Below are 13,709 nucleotides of genomic sequence, written 5' to 3' on the forward strand. Positions count from 1 at the left end.
CCGCGCTACTCCGACAGGACCTTGCGCAGCGCGGCGGCGAAGCCGTCGGGGTCGCCCTTCATGCCGAACTCGCCGTCCATGAAGCCGCCGTGGTTGCTCGGGAAGATCACCGCTTCGGTGCCGAGCCGCGCGGCGACGCCCTCGCCCGAGCGCCGGGCCATCTGGCCCTCCGACTCGGCGCCCACGGCGATGACCACCCGGGTGGAGGCGGCGCGCAACGCCTCGTAGTCGTGCTCGTAATGCGTACAGGAGATGAGGTTCTGGGCGAACAGCACGTCGTCGCGCGAGCCGTCGTCCTCCGTCGGCATGCCGAACGCGGCGGGGTCGGGCATGGGCCGGTCGGCGAAGTCGGCGGGGATCTCGCCGGTCAGGCTGGTGATCCCGATGAACTTGGCCATCGCGGGCCCGAAGCCGTCACGCTCGTAGGTCTGCCGGATGTCGGCGATGGCCGCGAGCGCCTGCTCGCGGTCGGGCAGGGCCTGGGCGGCGGGCGGCTCGTGCGCCACCAGCGTGCGGACCTGCTCGGGGTGCTTGGCCACCAGCGCCAGCGCGTTGACGGCGCCGCCGCTGCTGGCCAGGATGTCGACCGGCCCGCCGCCGATCGCGTCGATGAGCCGGTGCAGGTCGTCGGCGTGCAGGTCGGGCGTCGACTCGCCGCCCTCGGTGCGCACGCTCCGCCCGGCGCCGCGCGGGTCGTACGTGACGACCGTGCGGTCGGGGAAGCGCGCGGCCAGCGACGCGAAGCCGGCTGCGTCCATCGGCGACCCGATCAGCAGCAGGATCGGGTCGGCGCTGTCGGCCGGGCGGATGTCGTAGTGAAGGACGGCCCCGGGCACTTCCAGGGTGTGTGTCGTGAGCTCGGTCATGCGGTCGCCTCCTGGTCGATGCTGATGATGCAGACCGCCGCGAGCGGCGAAACTCATCGGCGCAGGCGAAAACGTACCCCGAACCGGGAGCCGTGCGCAGGAGCCGTCCGGTCAGCCCGCCTTGCGGAACCGCCGCACCAGGAGGAGGCCCCAGGCCAGCGCGAGCAGCGCGAAGACCGCCGAGGCGATCTTGAAGCCGGTCGCCGCGCCGCTCGCCCGCTCGGCGTCACCGGCGGCGGAGTAGACCGGCCGGCCGTCGACCGAGGCCCCCAGCGCCTTGATCAGGTAGTCGGAGTCGGGGAAGCGGGCGGCGCGGGCGAGCGTCTCGGCGGTGTCGGCGGGGACCTCCAGGCGCACGGCGGCGCCGTCGGGCACCCCGCCCGGCGGCGGCTGCAGCAGGCGGAAGGTCACGTTGGCCGGATAACCGGAGAGGGTCAGCGCGAACACCACGACCGTCGAGGTCCGGTTGCCCCGCCCGGTGCTGTCGGTGTAGGAGCGGTAGCCCGCCGCCGTGCCCTCCAGCACGCTGACCTCCCGCACCACCGGCTCCCGCCGCGCGCCCTGGTCGAACAGGAACAGCGCCGTCCCGGCCAGCACCAGCAGCGGGACGAGCCGCGAACGCCACTTCACCGGGGGACCTCCTCAGGCGGCGGGGGCGCCGATCCTACCGATGCCGCCGGGGACGGCACCACAGGATCAGGCGCTCGCGGCGGCCTTCCTGGCGATGGCGCGCAGCATGATCCGGCGGATCAGCCCGCTGAAGGGGCGGATCAGCCGCCAGTAGGCCAGCATCCTGCGCCGGGTCCGCGGCGAGTCGGCGGTGACCCGGGTCTCGGTGCGCAGCAGCGTGCCGTGCTCGGTCGGGATCACCTCGAAGATCGACGCCGACTTGGCGAAGCCGGGCGCGTGGTAGTCGCGGAAGCTGCCGGGCGGGCAGGTGTGGCGGTGCTCCCCCGGCCGCAGCCGCCAGAACTGGCTGATCGAGCCGAGCACGATGTAGCGCTGCGGCTCTCCGGCCAGCTCGAACCAGCCGCGGCCGCGCATCGTGGCGAGCATCGTCGGCGCCTGGTTCAGCCCGTTCGCCGGGAGCGAGCGCAGGCCCATGAGCAGCCGCACCCCCGGCAGCTCGGCGGGCGTCAGCGTGTTCAGCGCGGTCCACACGGTCTCCGGCCGCTGCCGGATGTGCAGCTCGTGGCACTCGGTGCCCAGGGGCCACGGGATGAAGTCCTCCAGGACCTTCGGCATGCGCGCATCCTCTCGTTCGTCAGTTGTGCTGCGACAGGTGGGCGAGCTTGTCCGGGTTCGCCATGCCGTAGATGGCGCGTACCCGGCCGTCCACGGGGTCGGTCTCGACGGTGACGACCGCGACGGGGCGGTCGCCGTCGACGATCAGGGCGGTCGGGGTGCCGCCGGGTGCCGCCCAGCGCACCTGGTACCCGGCGTAGTAGGGGCCGACGGCGGCGAGCAGGCGGGCCACCTTGGCCGCGCCGTGCACCGGCCGCAGCGCGGCGCGGGCCCGGCCGCCGCCGTCGTTCCAGAGCGTGACCTCGGGGGCCAGCACGTCGAGCAGGCCGGTCATGCTGCCCCCGACCGCCGCCGCCACGAACCGCTCGGCCGCGACCTGGGCCTCGCGCTGGTCGGCGGAGAATCGGGGCCGCCGCGCGTGCACGTGCCCGCGCGCCCGGTGCACGAGCTGCCGCACCGCCGCGGGCGACCGGCCGAGAATGCCGGCGATCTCGTCGTACTCGTAGGCGAACGCCTCCCTGAGGACGAACGCGGCCCGTTCCAGCGGGGACAGCGTCTCCAGCACGACCAGCAGGCCGAGCGCCACGCCGCCGCTGCGCTCCACCGGCTCGGCGGCGCTCTCGTCGGTCCACAGCGGCTCGGGCAGCCACGGGCCGATGTAGTCCTCGCGCATCCTGCGCGCCTTGCGGAGCTGGTCGACCGCCCGGTGCACGACGATGCGCATCAGGTACGCGCGCGGGTGCTCGATGGCCTCATGATCGGCCCCCTGCCAGCGCAGCCACGCGTCCTGCACGACGTCCTCGGCGTCGGTGACGCTGCCGAGGATGTCGTACGCGGCCGCGAACAGCAGGTTGCGGTTCGCGGCGAAGACGGCTTCCCTCTCGTCCGTGATGTCGTCCGTCACTGTTCCCCCTGGTCGCTTGCCTTCCCTCGTTGGGACGAACCCGCCGCCCGGCTTGTGACATCCCGGGCGGAAATCCGTGTCACAGGCGCCGGCGCGCCGGCGTCAGATCGTAGAGCGGCCGGGCAGGAACACCGAGGCCGCGGGAAGGAACGTGTTCGATGACACACCAGCAAGAAGGAGACGGGGAATGAAGGTCGTGCTCGCGGGTGCGACGGGCGCCCTCGGCGGCGAACTCGTGCCGAGGCTGCTCGCCGCCGGTCACTCGGTGCTCGGCCTGACCCGCTCGTCCCGCCGGGCGCGCCTGCTGGAGGAGGCGGGCGTCGAGACGCGGGTGGTCGACGTGATGGACGAGCGCAAGCTGCTGGACGCGCTGCGGGGGCACCGCGCCGACGCGGTGATCCACCAGGCGACCGCGATCACCGGCACGCCGCTGCGCCACCGGGACCTGCACGCCACCGACGACCTGCGCGAGCAGGGCACGGCGAACCTGCTGCGGGCGGCCGAGCTGGTCGGCGCGCACCGGTTCGTCACGCAGTCGTTCTTCCTCGGCTACGGCTACCTGGACCACGGCGAGGCGAAGCTGACCGAGGAGCACCCGTTCGCGCCGACCGGCCGGGGCGCCTTCGAGCGGCACATGCGCTCGATGCGGACGAACGAGCGGCTGACCTTCGGCACGGCGGGCATCGAGGGGGTCGCGCTGCGCTACGGCCTCTTCTACGGCCCGGAGGCGGGCACGCGCAAGCTGATGGAGCTGGCGTCGCGGCGAATGCTGCCGGTGCCGAGGCCGTCCGGGGTGACCTCGCCGATCCACATCGCGGACGCGGCGGCGGCCACGGTCGCCGCTCTCGAACGGGGGCGGGCCGGGCAGGCGTACAACGTGGTGGACGACACGCCGCTGCCGTTCGCCGAGTTCGTCGCCGCCCTGGCGGAGGCGGCGGGCGCGCCCGCGCCGATCGCCGTGCCGAGCCTGCTGCTGCGGCCGGCGCCCTACATGTACGCGCTGATGGCGGGCACCCGGATCCGGCTGTCGAACGACAAGGCCAAGCGGGAGCTGGACTGGCGGCCGGAGTACCCGAGCTGCCGGGCCGGGCTGCGGGCGATGCGCGAGGTCCGCGCGTGAGGCGGGCGATCCGCGCCGCGGCCGTCGCCGTCGCCCTGCTGGTGACGGCGGCGGCGTGCGGCCAGGGCGGGGGGCAGGTCGGGGGGCAGGTCGAGGGGCAGGGGGCCGAGGGCGCCGCCGCGCGGCGGCACCTGTTCGTCGTGGCCGGCGGCGAGCTGGTGACCGGGCCGGACCGGGTCGAGGCCCGCACCGGCGACACGGTCGAGCTGGTCGTGACCTCCGACGCCGCCGACGAGCTGCACGTGCACGGCTACGACCGCGAGGCGGAGCTCGTCCCCGGCCGGGCCTCGACGCTGAGCCTCGTCGCGGACATCCCGGGCGTCTTCGAGGTCGAGCTCCACCGCGGCGGGCTGGTGCTGACCCGGCTACGCGTCAGCCCGTGACCGGCGGCTGAGCTGCCTGCGGTGCACCACGAGGCCGGCCAGGGCCAGCAGCGAGACGAGCCCGAGCTGCCACCAGTTGTCCGGGCTGCCGCCGAGGTCCAGGTCGGCCGCGTGGTTCACCGCGTGCAGCGAGTTGGTGACGAAGAACCCGACCAGCACGATCGAGAGCACGTCGTGCCACACCAGCGCGCAGAGCATCATCAGCCCGATGCCGATCTGGAAGACCCCGGCGTCGTGCAGGAAGTGCACGTGATTGGGGAACTGGGCGAAGACCGCGAAGCCCGCGGGGTCGATGCGCATCCACACGCCGAACACCAGCATCGTCAGCGCGCCGACCACGACGGCCACCTGGACGAAGATCCTGGCCGGCCTGCTGTAGCCGTTCATCATGATTTGTCCCTTTCCTGTGCTTGATCTGGTGATAGGACGAGCGCCCCCGGCGGCGTGTGACACGGCTCAGCCCGCGGACATCAGCGTGATGCCGAGGCCCGTGTAGACGACCATGAGCGTGAGCATCGGGTACTGGCCGGTCCGCAGCTCCCCGGCGCGTACCACCTCCAGCGCCCGGTCGTGCGCGGCCACCACGCCGCCGATGTGGCCGAGCACGATCGCGCCCACCTGGACGGCGGCGATCAGCGACGGCGCCAGCACCGTGTAGTCGACGGCCGCGTCACCGACGCCGAACAGGTCCCAGCCGAGGCCGAACGGGTCACCGGCCAGCAGCCAGCCCCGCTGCCCCTCGAAGACGGCGAAGGAGAAGTAGTGCGCGACGCTGTAGCCGACCATGACCGGCACCAGCGAGTGCGTGAACGCGTCGGCCACGCCCGCCGACGGCCGGGCGTACGGCCTGGTCATCCGGAGCGCGTCACGGTAGGCCAGGTGGTTGAGCGCGATCACGACGCCGAGCGCGGCCGTGGTCAGCAGCGTCGCGGCCGGGCCGCCGAGCACGCCGGTGATCCCGGTCCACACCGGCAGCCTGCTGAAACCGTCGTACATGGTGCCGCCCAGCACCACGAGCGCCAGCGCGGTCTGCCCGGCGTCGGCGCGACCGGCGCGCAGCCCGGCCGGGGGCGTCCGCAGCACCAGCCGCCCGGCCTCGTCCCTGCCGATCGGCGACAGGGCGGCGAGCAGCCCGGCGTACACCTCGAAGGAGTCCGCCCGATCGAACCAGCGCGGCCCGAACACGGCTCCGGCCACCGTGTGCGCCAGCGCGTACCCGGTCACGAAGAGCGCCACCGCGCGCGGTGAGCCGGGGTCGGGGGAGGCCAGTTCGAGCCAGAGGAAGGCGGCCATGCCGGCGACCGCCGGCAGGGAGCCGGCGCGGCCGGACGGCGGCTCGCGGCGCGCCGCCTCCGGCAGGAGCCGGCGGACGGCGGCGGCGAGCGCGCGCACCGGGTTCACCAGCCGCCAGAGCGGCCCGAACAGCAGCGACACCGGGATCAGGCCGACCCAGAACCACACGTAGAACCAGGCGGGCGCCGGGTTGCGCGCCGGGTCGGCGGCGCCGAACCAGGCGGTGGCCAGCAGCAGCGCGAGCGCCGCCAGGCCCGCCGCCCTGAGCAGCGCGCGGACGGCGGGGGCGGCGGCGATCCGCTGCGCGGCCCGGGGCAGCGGCACGCCGCCCGATCGCTGCCGCTGCCGTGGCCGCAGCACCGACACCGCGAAGAACGCGATCAGCACCGCCCCCGCCCCGGCGTAGAGCGCCAGCCAGAGCGGGATCGGCAGATCCGACCGCCCGCCGATCCCGTGCGCGAGAATCACCGCAGCCCCTCCCCCAGTCGTCCGTCACTGAGCAGACGGCGGCGGGCGGCCCGATGTGACATCCGTGCGGTATCCGGCCTGCCGCAGGATGGCCACGAAGTACGCCTTGACCGCCTCGGCGCTCTCGGTGTCGGGGTAGGCGCCGAGGTGGTGCAGCACCGCGCCGTTGAGAAGCTGCTGGACGGTGTCGGGGTCGCTCTCGCGCGGGAGCTGGCCGCGCTCGCGCGAGCGGCGCAGCGCCGCGTGCTCGGCCGCCGCCCGCCGCCCGCCGTGGGAGTTCCGGTACGCGCGCGGCAGCTCGGGGTAGTCGTCCACGGCCCCGTACAGCCGCCGCAGCATGCGCCGGTTGCGGGGGGTGCTCAGGTAGGCCGCCCAGTTGTCGAGCATGCGGTCGATGTCCGGCCAGTCGAGCGCCCCGGGGCCGTGGTCGTGGTGCACCGACTCGATGGCCTGGATGAGCAGGGCCGTCGTGCCGGGGAAGCGCCGATAGACGGTGGCGCGGGTGACTCCGGCGCGCTGGGCGATCTGCTCGATGCTGGTCTGGCTGGCGCCGCGCTCGATGAGCAGGTCGAGCGCGGCGGCCAGGACCGCCGCGTCCACCTCCCTGCTGCGCGGCCGGCCGGGTCGTCTCATGGCCGCGCTAGCCTGCCTTCGTGACCAGGGCGTCGAACGCCCGGTCGGGCAGGATCCGGTGCATCGCCAGGAGCGTCCTGGCCAGGTAGCCGACCGGGTAGCGGGACTTGGGCCGGGGCGATTCGGCCGCGGTCCTGATGGCCCGGGCGACCACGGCGGGCGGGGAGCCCTTGGTGTTGCCCTCGGCGCGCCTGGCCATCGACTCGGCGAGCGCGCCGTAGGCCCCGCCGCCGGAGGTCTCGCGCAGCTCGCGCGGCGTGTCCTCCTCGAACTCGGTGCGGATGATGCCCGGCTGCACGACCACCACGCGGACGCCGAACGGCAGGCATTCCTGGCGCAGCGAGTCGGACCAGGTCTCCAGGGCGTGCTTGGAGGCGTGGTACCAGGCGACGAGGGGCAGCGAGATCTCGCCGGCGATCGAGGAGACGTTGACGATCGTGCCGGAGCGGCGCTCGCGCATGTGCGGCAGGACGAGCTGGGTGAGCCGGGCCGGGCCGAAGAGGTTGACCTCGAACAGGCGGCGGGCGCGTTCGACGGGAACGTCCTCGACGGCGCCGTGCAGGCCGGTCCCGGCGTTGTTGACGAGCACGTCGATCCGGCCGTGCTCGTCCAGGACGGCGGCCACGACGCGGGCCAGGTCGTCGTCGCTGGTGACGTCCATGGCCAGCGGGTGGGCCCCGGCCTGTCGCAGTCCGGCCATGCGGTCGACGCGGCGCGCGGCCCCGTACACGATGTGGCCGGCCCGGCGCAGCTCCAGCGCGGTGGCGTGGCCGATGCCCGAGGAGGCTCCGGTCACCAGGCAGATCTTGGCAGTCATGGGGACGTCCTTCCCTGTTGGCGTGTCCCGATTTCAATACAGTACAGTGCTGTATTGAAATCGGATGAGAGACGGGATCAGCCATGAGTGCCTACGTACTCGGGTTCCAAGACATCGACAAGACGCACCTCCCCTTGGTCGGCGGAAAGGGGGCCAACCTGGGCGAGCTGTCCGCGATCCGCGGGGTCCGCGTGCCGCCGGGCTTCTGCGTCACCACCGGCGCGTACGAGCAGGTCGTCGAGCGTGACCCGGCGGTCGCCGCGCTGATCGACGGGCTGTCCGGGCTGCGGGCCGACGACCGGGCCGGAATCGCCGCCGCCGCCGCCCGGCTGCGCGCCGCCATCGAGGGCCTGACCGTGCCCGAGGAGATTCGGCACGACATCGTCCGCCACCTCGGCGGGATGGGCGGCGACGAGGCGCCCTGCGCGGTGCGCTCCAGCGCCACCGCCGAGGACCTGCCCTCCAGCTCCTTCGCCGGCCAGCAGGACACCTACCTGAACGTGCGCGGCGCCGAGGCGATCGTCGACGCGGTGCGGCGCTGCTGGGCGTCGCTGTTCACCGACCGGGCCGTGGCCTACCGCATCCAGAACGGCTTCGGCCATCGCCTGGTCCGGCTGTCGGTGGTCGTGCAGCGGATGGTCTTCCCCGAGGCGGCGGGCATCATGTTCACCGCCGACCCGGTCTCGGCCAACCGCCGGGTGGTGTCGATCGACGCCGGGTACGGGCTCGGCGAGGCGTTCGTGTCGGGGCTGGTCAACGCCGACAACTACCGCGTCAGGGCGGGGCGGATCATCGACAGGAAGATCGCCACGCAGACGATGGAGCTGCGCGGGCTGCCGTCCGGCGGCACCGAGGAGCTGCCGGTCGAGCCCGCCCGGCAGTCCGCGCAGAAGCTCGGCGACGAGCAGATCCTGCTGCTGGAGCGCCTCGGTCGGGAGATCGAGGCGCACTTCGGCCGCCCCCAGGACATCGAGTGGGCGCTGTACGACGGCGCGTTCCACGTCCTGCAGAGCCGCCCCGTCACCACGCTCTACCCCGTGCCGCCCGCCGGCGACGACAAGAACCACGTGTACGTCTCCTACGGGCACCGGCAGATGATGACCGACGCCTTCGCGCCCCTCGGCCTGTCGTTCTTCGCGCTGCTGCACGACAAGCTGGGCCGCACGGCGGGCGTCGTGGCCGGCAACCGCTTCTACAAGGACGTCTCGGCGGAGCTCACCTCGGCCTGGGCCAGGCCCGCCACGCTCAAGAGCCTCGACCAGGTCGACGTGCTGATGGCCAACGCCCTGCGGGCCGTGCTCACGCGCAAGGACTTCGTCGCCGGGCTGGCCCGCGGCAAGACCTCGATGCTGGACTTCGGCGAGGGCGGCGTGCTGCCGATCGCCAAGCAGTATCTCAAGCTCGCCCGCGAGGACGACCCGCGCGTCGTGCCCGACCTGATCGCGCACACCGAGGCGACCGTGGCGCGGCTGCGGCGCGAGATCGCCGGGAAGTCGGGCGACGAGCTGTTCGCCTGCATCGTCGACGACCACGACGTGCTCGCCGAGCTCACCTTCGACCCGCGCAGCGTGGCGGCGGCCTTCCTCGGCATCCAGTCGGTGAACTGGGTCAACAAGCACATGGAGTCCTGGCTGGGCGTCAAGAACGCCGCCGACGCCGTCGCCCAGTCCGCCGACCACAACGTGGTGGCCGCGATGGGGCTCGACCTGCTCGACGTCGCCGACGCCGTCCGCGACCATCCCGAGGTGCTGCGCTACCTGGAGACGGCCCGGCGCGACACCTTCTACGACGGCCTGGCCGGGCTGGAGGGCGGGGCCGAGGCCGCCGGCGCCATCCGCCGCTACCTGGACACGTACGGGATGCACTGCGCCGGCGACATCGACCTGACCAGGACCCGGTGGAGCGAGGACCCGACGCTGCTCGTGCCGCTCATCCTCAGCAACATCCGCAACTTCCCGCCCGGGGAGCGCCTCCGCAAGGCGGAGCAGGGCCGCGCCGACGCCGAGCGCACGATGGCCGACCTGCTCGCCCGCCTGCGGGCGCTGCCCGGCGGCGCCGGCAAGGCGAAGAAGGCGGCCAAGAAGATGAGCCTGATCCGGCACTTCATCGGCTACCGCGAGTACTCCAAGCACGCGCTGCTCCTCCGCTACGAGGTCTACAAGCGGGCGCTCATGGAGGAGGCGGCCAAGCTCGCCGCGCGCGGGGTCGTCCAGGCGCCCGAGGACGTGTACTTCCTGTCCATCGAGGAGTTCAGGAAGGCGGTCAACACCGGCGAGCTGGACTACTCGCTCATCACGCGGCGGCGGGAGGAGCACGAGACGTTCCAGAAGCTGACCCCGCCGCGCGTGATCACGTCGGAGGGCGAGGTGATCTCCGGCGCGTACGAGCCGGGCTCGCTGCCGAAGGGGGCGCTGGCGGGCATCCCCGTGTCGTCGGGCGTCGTGGAGGGCCGGGCGCGGGTCATCCGCAGCATGGCCGAGGCCGACCTGGAGGACGGCGACATCCTCGTCACCGTGTTCACCGATCCGAGCTGGTCGCCGCTGTTCGTCTCGGTCAAGGGCGTCGTCATGGAGGTCGGCGGGGTCATGACGCACGGCGCCGTGGTGGCCCGCGAGTACGGGCTGCCCGCGGTCGTCGGCGTGGAGGGCGCCACCCGGCGCATCGAGGACGGGCAGCGCATCCGGGTCAACGGCGGCGAAGGGTACGTGGAGATCCTCTGAGACCGCCGGGGCGGCGCCGCCCCGGCGGGTCGTCAGCGGGCCTTCAGCCCCTCGGGCACGCTCCGGTGCACCGGAGCCCAGCCCAGTTCGCGGGTGGCCTTGGCGTGCGAGACCCGCGTCGTGGTATCGATCAGCAGGCAGCCCAGGTACGGCACCGCCAGCCGGATCAGCCACCTCGGCGTCACGACCGGGCGCGGGGTGCCGTGCGTGCGCGCCACCGTCATCAGGAAGTCGCGCCAGCTCATCGGCTCGTCGTCGACGATGTTGTACGCCTCCCCCGGCCTGCCGCGCTCCATCGCCGCGACCGCGGCCGCCGCGGCGTCGGCCACGTGGACGAAGGACGTGGTGCCCGTCCTGCCGCGCGGCAGCACCGGCGCCCGCTTGCGCATCATGTCGGCGAACATGTCGCTGAAGGCGTTCTTGCCATAGAACATGCCGTAACGCAGGGCGATGCCCTCGATGCCCTCGGCGGCGAACACCTGCCGCTCGGTCGCCACGCTGGAGTCCGTCACCAGGTCGGCGACGGTACCGACGTGCACGCCGAACTCGTCCTCCTCGGTCAGCAGCCGCTCGCCGTTGTCGCGGTAGCCGTAGCCGGTGATCAGCGACTGGGTGACGAACCGGTGCGCGCCGACCACCCGCGCGGCGTCGAGCAGGTTGGCGGTCCCCCGGCCGCGCAGTGCGATCGTCGGGTCGTCGGGAGTCAGCCTGCGCGAGGCGTTGCGCAGCGCCGTGGCCTGGTGCATCACCACGTCGGCCGACACCCCGTCGACGGCGCGCAGCAGCGCGTCGCGGTCGAGCACGTCGGCGATCACGGCGACCGCCCCGCCGTCGGTGACGAGCCGCCGCTTGGCGGGATCGCGGATGACGGCGACCACCTCGTGCCCGGCCCCGGCCAGCGCCGACAGCAGCGGCACCCCGATCGCGCCGGTCGCCCCGGCCAGCAACACCCTCATGAAGACCTCCTCGTCTGTTGGACAGCACGGGGAGGACGGGACAGCGGCCCGGGATGTGACAGCACCGGCATCGATATCTGTTTGGATATCAAAGGGCGATTGATATCGGTCTTGGACAGTCTGTGGATGCCTGTGCTGTCATGGCCGCCATGTCCAGGTCGCATTCCCGTACCCGCATGTCCGGCGTCGCCCGGCTGGCCGCCGCCGCCACCGCCGCCGGGCTGGTCGCCGCCGCGCTCGCCCTGCCCGCCGTGGGCGGCTCGGGCGCGGTGCTCGTCGCGGGCACCGAAGCGCTCAACCTGCGCCCGGAGGAACTGGTGGAGCCGCCGCTGGCGGAGAAGACCGCGGTGTACGACGCCGAAGGCCGCAGGATCGCCCAGTTCTACGCCCAGGACCGCAAGGTCGTCCCGCTGGTGCGCATCGCCGAGGTGATGCGCACCGCCATCGTCGCCATCGAGGACGACCGCTTCTACGAGCACGGCGCCATCGACGTCGAGGGCACCGCCCGCGCGCTGGTCAAGAACCTCACCTCCGGCGGCATCAGCCAGGGCGGCTCGTCCATCACCCAGCAGTACGTCAAGCAGGTGCTGTTCAACGCGGCCGGCACCGAGGCGGAGAAGAACGCGGCCCTGGAGGCCAGCTACGCGCGCAAGCTGCAGGAACTGCGCCACGCCATGGCCGTCGAGCAGAAGTACACCAAGGACCAGATCCTGGAGAAATATCTGAACATCGCCTACTTCGGCGCGGGCGCCAACGGCGTCGAAGCCGCGGCCAGGCGCTTCTTCGGCGTCTCCGCCGCCCGGCTCGACCTCGCCCAGGCCGCCACCCTGGCCGGCGCCGTCCAGGACCCCAACGCGACCTCGCCCGACCGCGGCGCCAAGGCCCGCGAGCTGCTGCGGCAGCGGCGCGACGTGGTGCTCGACCGGATGGCCGAGCTGGGCCGGATCACCCCCGCGCAGGCCGCCGCCGCCAAGGCCCGCAAGCTCGGCTACAAGGGTGTCAAACAGCCCAACGGCTGCCAGGAGAGCCGCTACCCGTACTTCTGCGAATACGTCCGGCACGAGCTGCTGTCCGACCCCGCCTTCGGCAAGACCCGGCGGCAGCGCGAGGCCGCCTTCAGCCAGGGCGGGCTCAAGGTCCACACCACGCTCGACCCCGCCGCCCAGAAGGCCGCCGAGGCCGCCATCAAGAAGCACGTCCACGCCTCCGACCGGGCCCTGGCCGCCGAGGCGCTGGTCCAGCCGGGCACCGGCGCGATCCGGGCGATGGCCGCCAGCCGGCCCTTCGGCGGCTCGGCGCGCAAGAACGAGATCTCCTACAACGCGGTGGCCGACATGGACCACGGCGGGCTGGTCGGCTTCCAGGCGGGCTCGACGTTCAAGACGTTCACGCTGATCGAGGCGCTCAAGCAGGGCATGAAGATCGACGACGGCATCACCGCCGGCGCCGGCTACACCGCGCCCGCCGCCGCCTCGTTCACCGACTGCGCGGGCCGCAAGGTCGGCGACCCGTCGTGGACCGTCACCAACGACGAGGGGTCGCCCGGCTTCAAGACGCTCGCCACCGGCACCTGGGGCTCGGTCAACACGTTCTTCATGGAGCTGCAGGAGCGGGTCGGCCTGTGCCCGACGGTCCAGACCGCCAGGTCGCTCGGCATCAAACGGGCGGACGGCGAGGAACTGCGGGAGTTCGAGACGTTCACGCTCGGCATCAACGAGAGCGACCCCGTCACCGTGGCCACCGCCTACGCCGCCATCGCCGCGCGCGGCACGTACTGCCCGCCGATGGCCATCACCAAGGTCGTCGGCCGGGACGGCAAGGCCACCACGTTCCGGCCGCGCTGCGAGCGGGTGCTCGACGCCGGGGTCGCCGACGCCACCGCGCACATCCTGTCCGGGGTGTTCACGCACGGCACGATGAGCGGCGTCGGCGGCATCGGCCGGCCCGCCGCCGGCAAGACCGGCACCACCGACGGGTACGCCAGCGCCTGGTTCGCCGGGTTCACCCCGGACCTGGCCGGGGCCGTCAGCATCGGCGACCCGCGCGGCTCCCAGCGCCACAAGCTGACCGGCGTCACCATCGGCGGACGCTACTACGGGTCGGTCCAGGGCGCCTCGCTGCCCGGCCCCATCTGGAAGGACACGATGATCGCCGCGCTGCGCGGCGTGCCCGCGACGCCGTTCACGCCGGTCGACGCGGACCGGTTCGGCGGCTGCGACCTCGGCTGCGCGCCGGCCGCCGACCACCCGGACGACGCCACCGCCGAGCCGGCCGCCGACGACGACGCCGCGTTCTAAGCCGACG

At 73.2% G+C, this 13,709-nt stretch carries 13 protein-coding genes; 4 read left to right on the forward strand and 9 right to left on the reverse strand.

The window, feature by feature from the left end:
• Nucleotides 1–5: 5 nt before the first annotated feature.
• The 4 genes from ACBI99_RS00105 to sigJ all read right to left on the reverse strand — a co-directional run bounded on the left by ACBI99_RS00105 (nt 6) and on the right by sigJ (nt 3,015).
• Nucleotides 6–866, reverse strand: a complete 861-nt coding sequence (locus tag ACBI99_RS00105; RefSeq protein ID WP_357585738.1) for an alpha/beta hydrolase — start codon at nt 864–866, stop codon at nt 6–8.
• Nucleotides 867–977: 111 nt separating this feature from the next.
• On the reverse strand, nt 978–1,496 hold the full coding sequence (locus tag ACBI99_RS00110; RefSeq protein WP_375071370.1) for a hypothetical protein: 519 nt from the start codon (nt 1,494–1,496) through the stop codon (nt 978–980).
• 66 nt (nt 1,497–1,562) lie between these two features.
• Nucleotides 1,563–2,111, reverse strand: coding sequence for a hypothetical protein (locus ACBI99_RS00115; RefSeq protein WP_375071371.1), 549 nt, complete (start codon nt 2,109–2,111; stop codon nt 1,563–1,565).
• Nucleotides 2,112–2,130: 19 nt separating this feature from the next.
• A complete protein-coding gene (gene sigJ / locus ACBI99_RS00120; protein ID WP_357585734.1) occupies nt 2,131–3,015 on the reverse strand; it encodes an RNA polymerase sigma factor SigJ in 885 nt (294 codons plus the stop codon).
• Nucleotides 3,016–3,202: 187 nt separating this feature from the next.
• On the opposite strand from sigJ, the gene ACBI99_RS00125 reads away from it, so the two are divergent.
• Both ACBI99_RS00125 and ACBI99_RS00130 read left to right on the forward strand, forming a co-directional pair.
• Nucleotides 3,203–4,135 carry an NAD(P)-dependent oxidoreductase gene (locus tag ACBI99_RS00125; protein WP_364174611.1) on the forward strand — a complete coding sequence of 311 codons (933 nt, stop codon included), beginning with the start codon at nt 3,203–3,205 and terminating at the stop codon, nt 4,133–4,135.
• Nucleotides 4,132–4,518 (forward strand): hypothetical protein, encoded by a 387-nt coding sequence (locus tag ACBI99_RS00130; RefSeq protein WP_357585730.1) that lies wholly within the window; start codon nt 4,132–4,134, stop codon nt 4,516–4,518. The genes ACBI99_RS00125 and ACBI99_RS00130 overlap by 4 nt, the downstream gene beginning before the upstream one ends.
• Here ACBI99_RS00130 and ACBI99_RS00135 read toward each other — a convergent pair.
• From ACBI99_RS00135 to ACBI99_RS00150, 4 genes are all read right to left on the reverse strand, one after another.
• The gene (locus ACBI99_RS00135; RefSeq protein WP_219518882.1) at nt 4,501–4,908 is read right to left on the reverse strand and encodes a hypothetical protein; all 408 of its coding nucleotides are present in this window, start codon (nt 4,906–4,908) and stop codon (nt 4,501–4,503) included. The two genes, ACBI99_RS00130 and ACBI99_RS00135, sit on opposite strands and share 18 nt — an antisense overlap.
• A gap of 66 nt (nt 4,909–4,974) precedes the next feature.
• Nucleotides 4,975–6,279: a hypothetical protein gene (locus tag ACBI99_RS00140; protein ID WP_357585728.1), complete on the reverse strand. Its 1,305-nt coding sequence runs from the start codon at nt 6,277–6,279 to the stop codon at nt 4,975–4,977.
• A gap of 24 nt (nt 6,280–6,303) precedes the next feature.
• A complete protein-coding gene (locus ACBI99_RS00145) occupies nt 6,304–6,912 on the reverse strand; it encodes a TetR/AcrR family transcriptional regulator (RefSeq protein WP_375071372.1) in 609 nt (202 codons plus the stop codon).
• Between the two features lie 7 nt (nt 6,913–6,919).
• Nucleotides 6,920–7,729 carry an oxidoreductase gene (locus ACBI99_RS00150; protein ID WP_375071373.1) on the reverse strand — a complete coding sequence of 270 codons (810 nt, stop codon included), beginning with the start codon at nt 7,727–7,729 and terminating at the stop codon, nt 6,920–6,922.
• A gap of 83 nt (nt 7,730–7,812) precedes the next feature.
• On the opposite strand from ACBI99_RS00150, the gene rph reads away from it, so the two are divergent.
• On the forward strand, nt 7,813–10,449 hold the full coding sequence (rph, locus tag ACBI99_RS00155; protein WP_219518894.1) for a rifamycin-inactivating phosphotransferase: 2,637 nt from the start codon (nt 7,813–7,815) through the stop codon (nt 10,447–10,449).
• Between the two features lie 32 nt (nt 10,450–10,481).
• Here the strand turns inward: rph and ACBI99_RS00160 are convergent, their stop codons facing one another.
• Nucleotides 10,482–11,405, reverse strand: a complete 924-nt coding sequence (locus ACBI99_RS00160) for an NAD(P)-dependent oxidoreductase (protein WP_219518897.1) — start codon at nt 11,403–11,405, stop codon at nt 10,482–10,484.
• A 149-nt stretch (nt 11,406–11,554) separates the two neighbouring features.
• Here ACBI99_RS00160 and ACBI99_RS00165 point away from each other — a divergent pair, with 149 nt between their 5' ends.
• Nucleotides 11,555–13,702: a transglycosylase domain-containing protein gene (locus tag ACBI99_RS00165; RefSeq protein WP_375071374.1), complete on the forward strand. Its 2,148-nt coding sequence runs from the start codon at nt 11,555–11,557 to the stop codon at nt 13,700–13,702.
• Nucleotides 13,703–13,709 lie beyond the last annotated feature (7 nt).

The organism is Nonomuraea sp. ATR24 (assembly GCF_041950485.1).
Classification (GTDB): domain Bacteria; phylum Actinomycetota; class Actinomycetes; order Streptosporangiales; family Streptosporangiaceae; genus Nonomuraea; species Nonomuraea ceibae.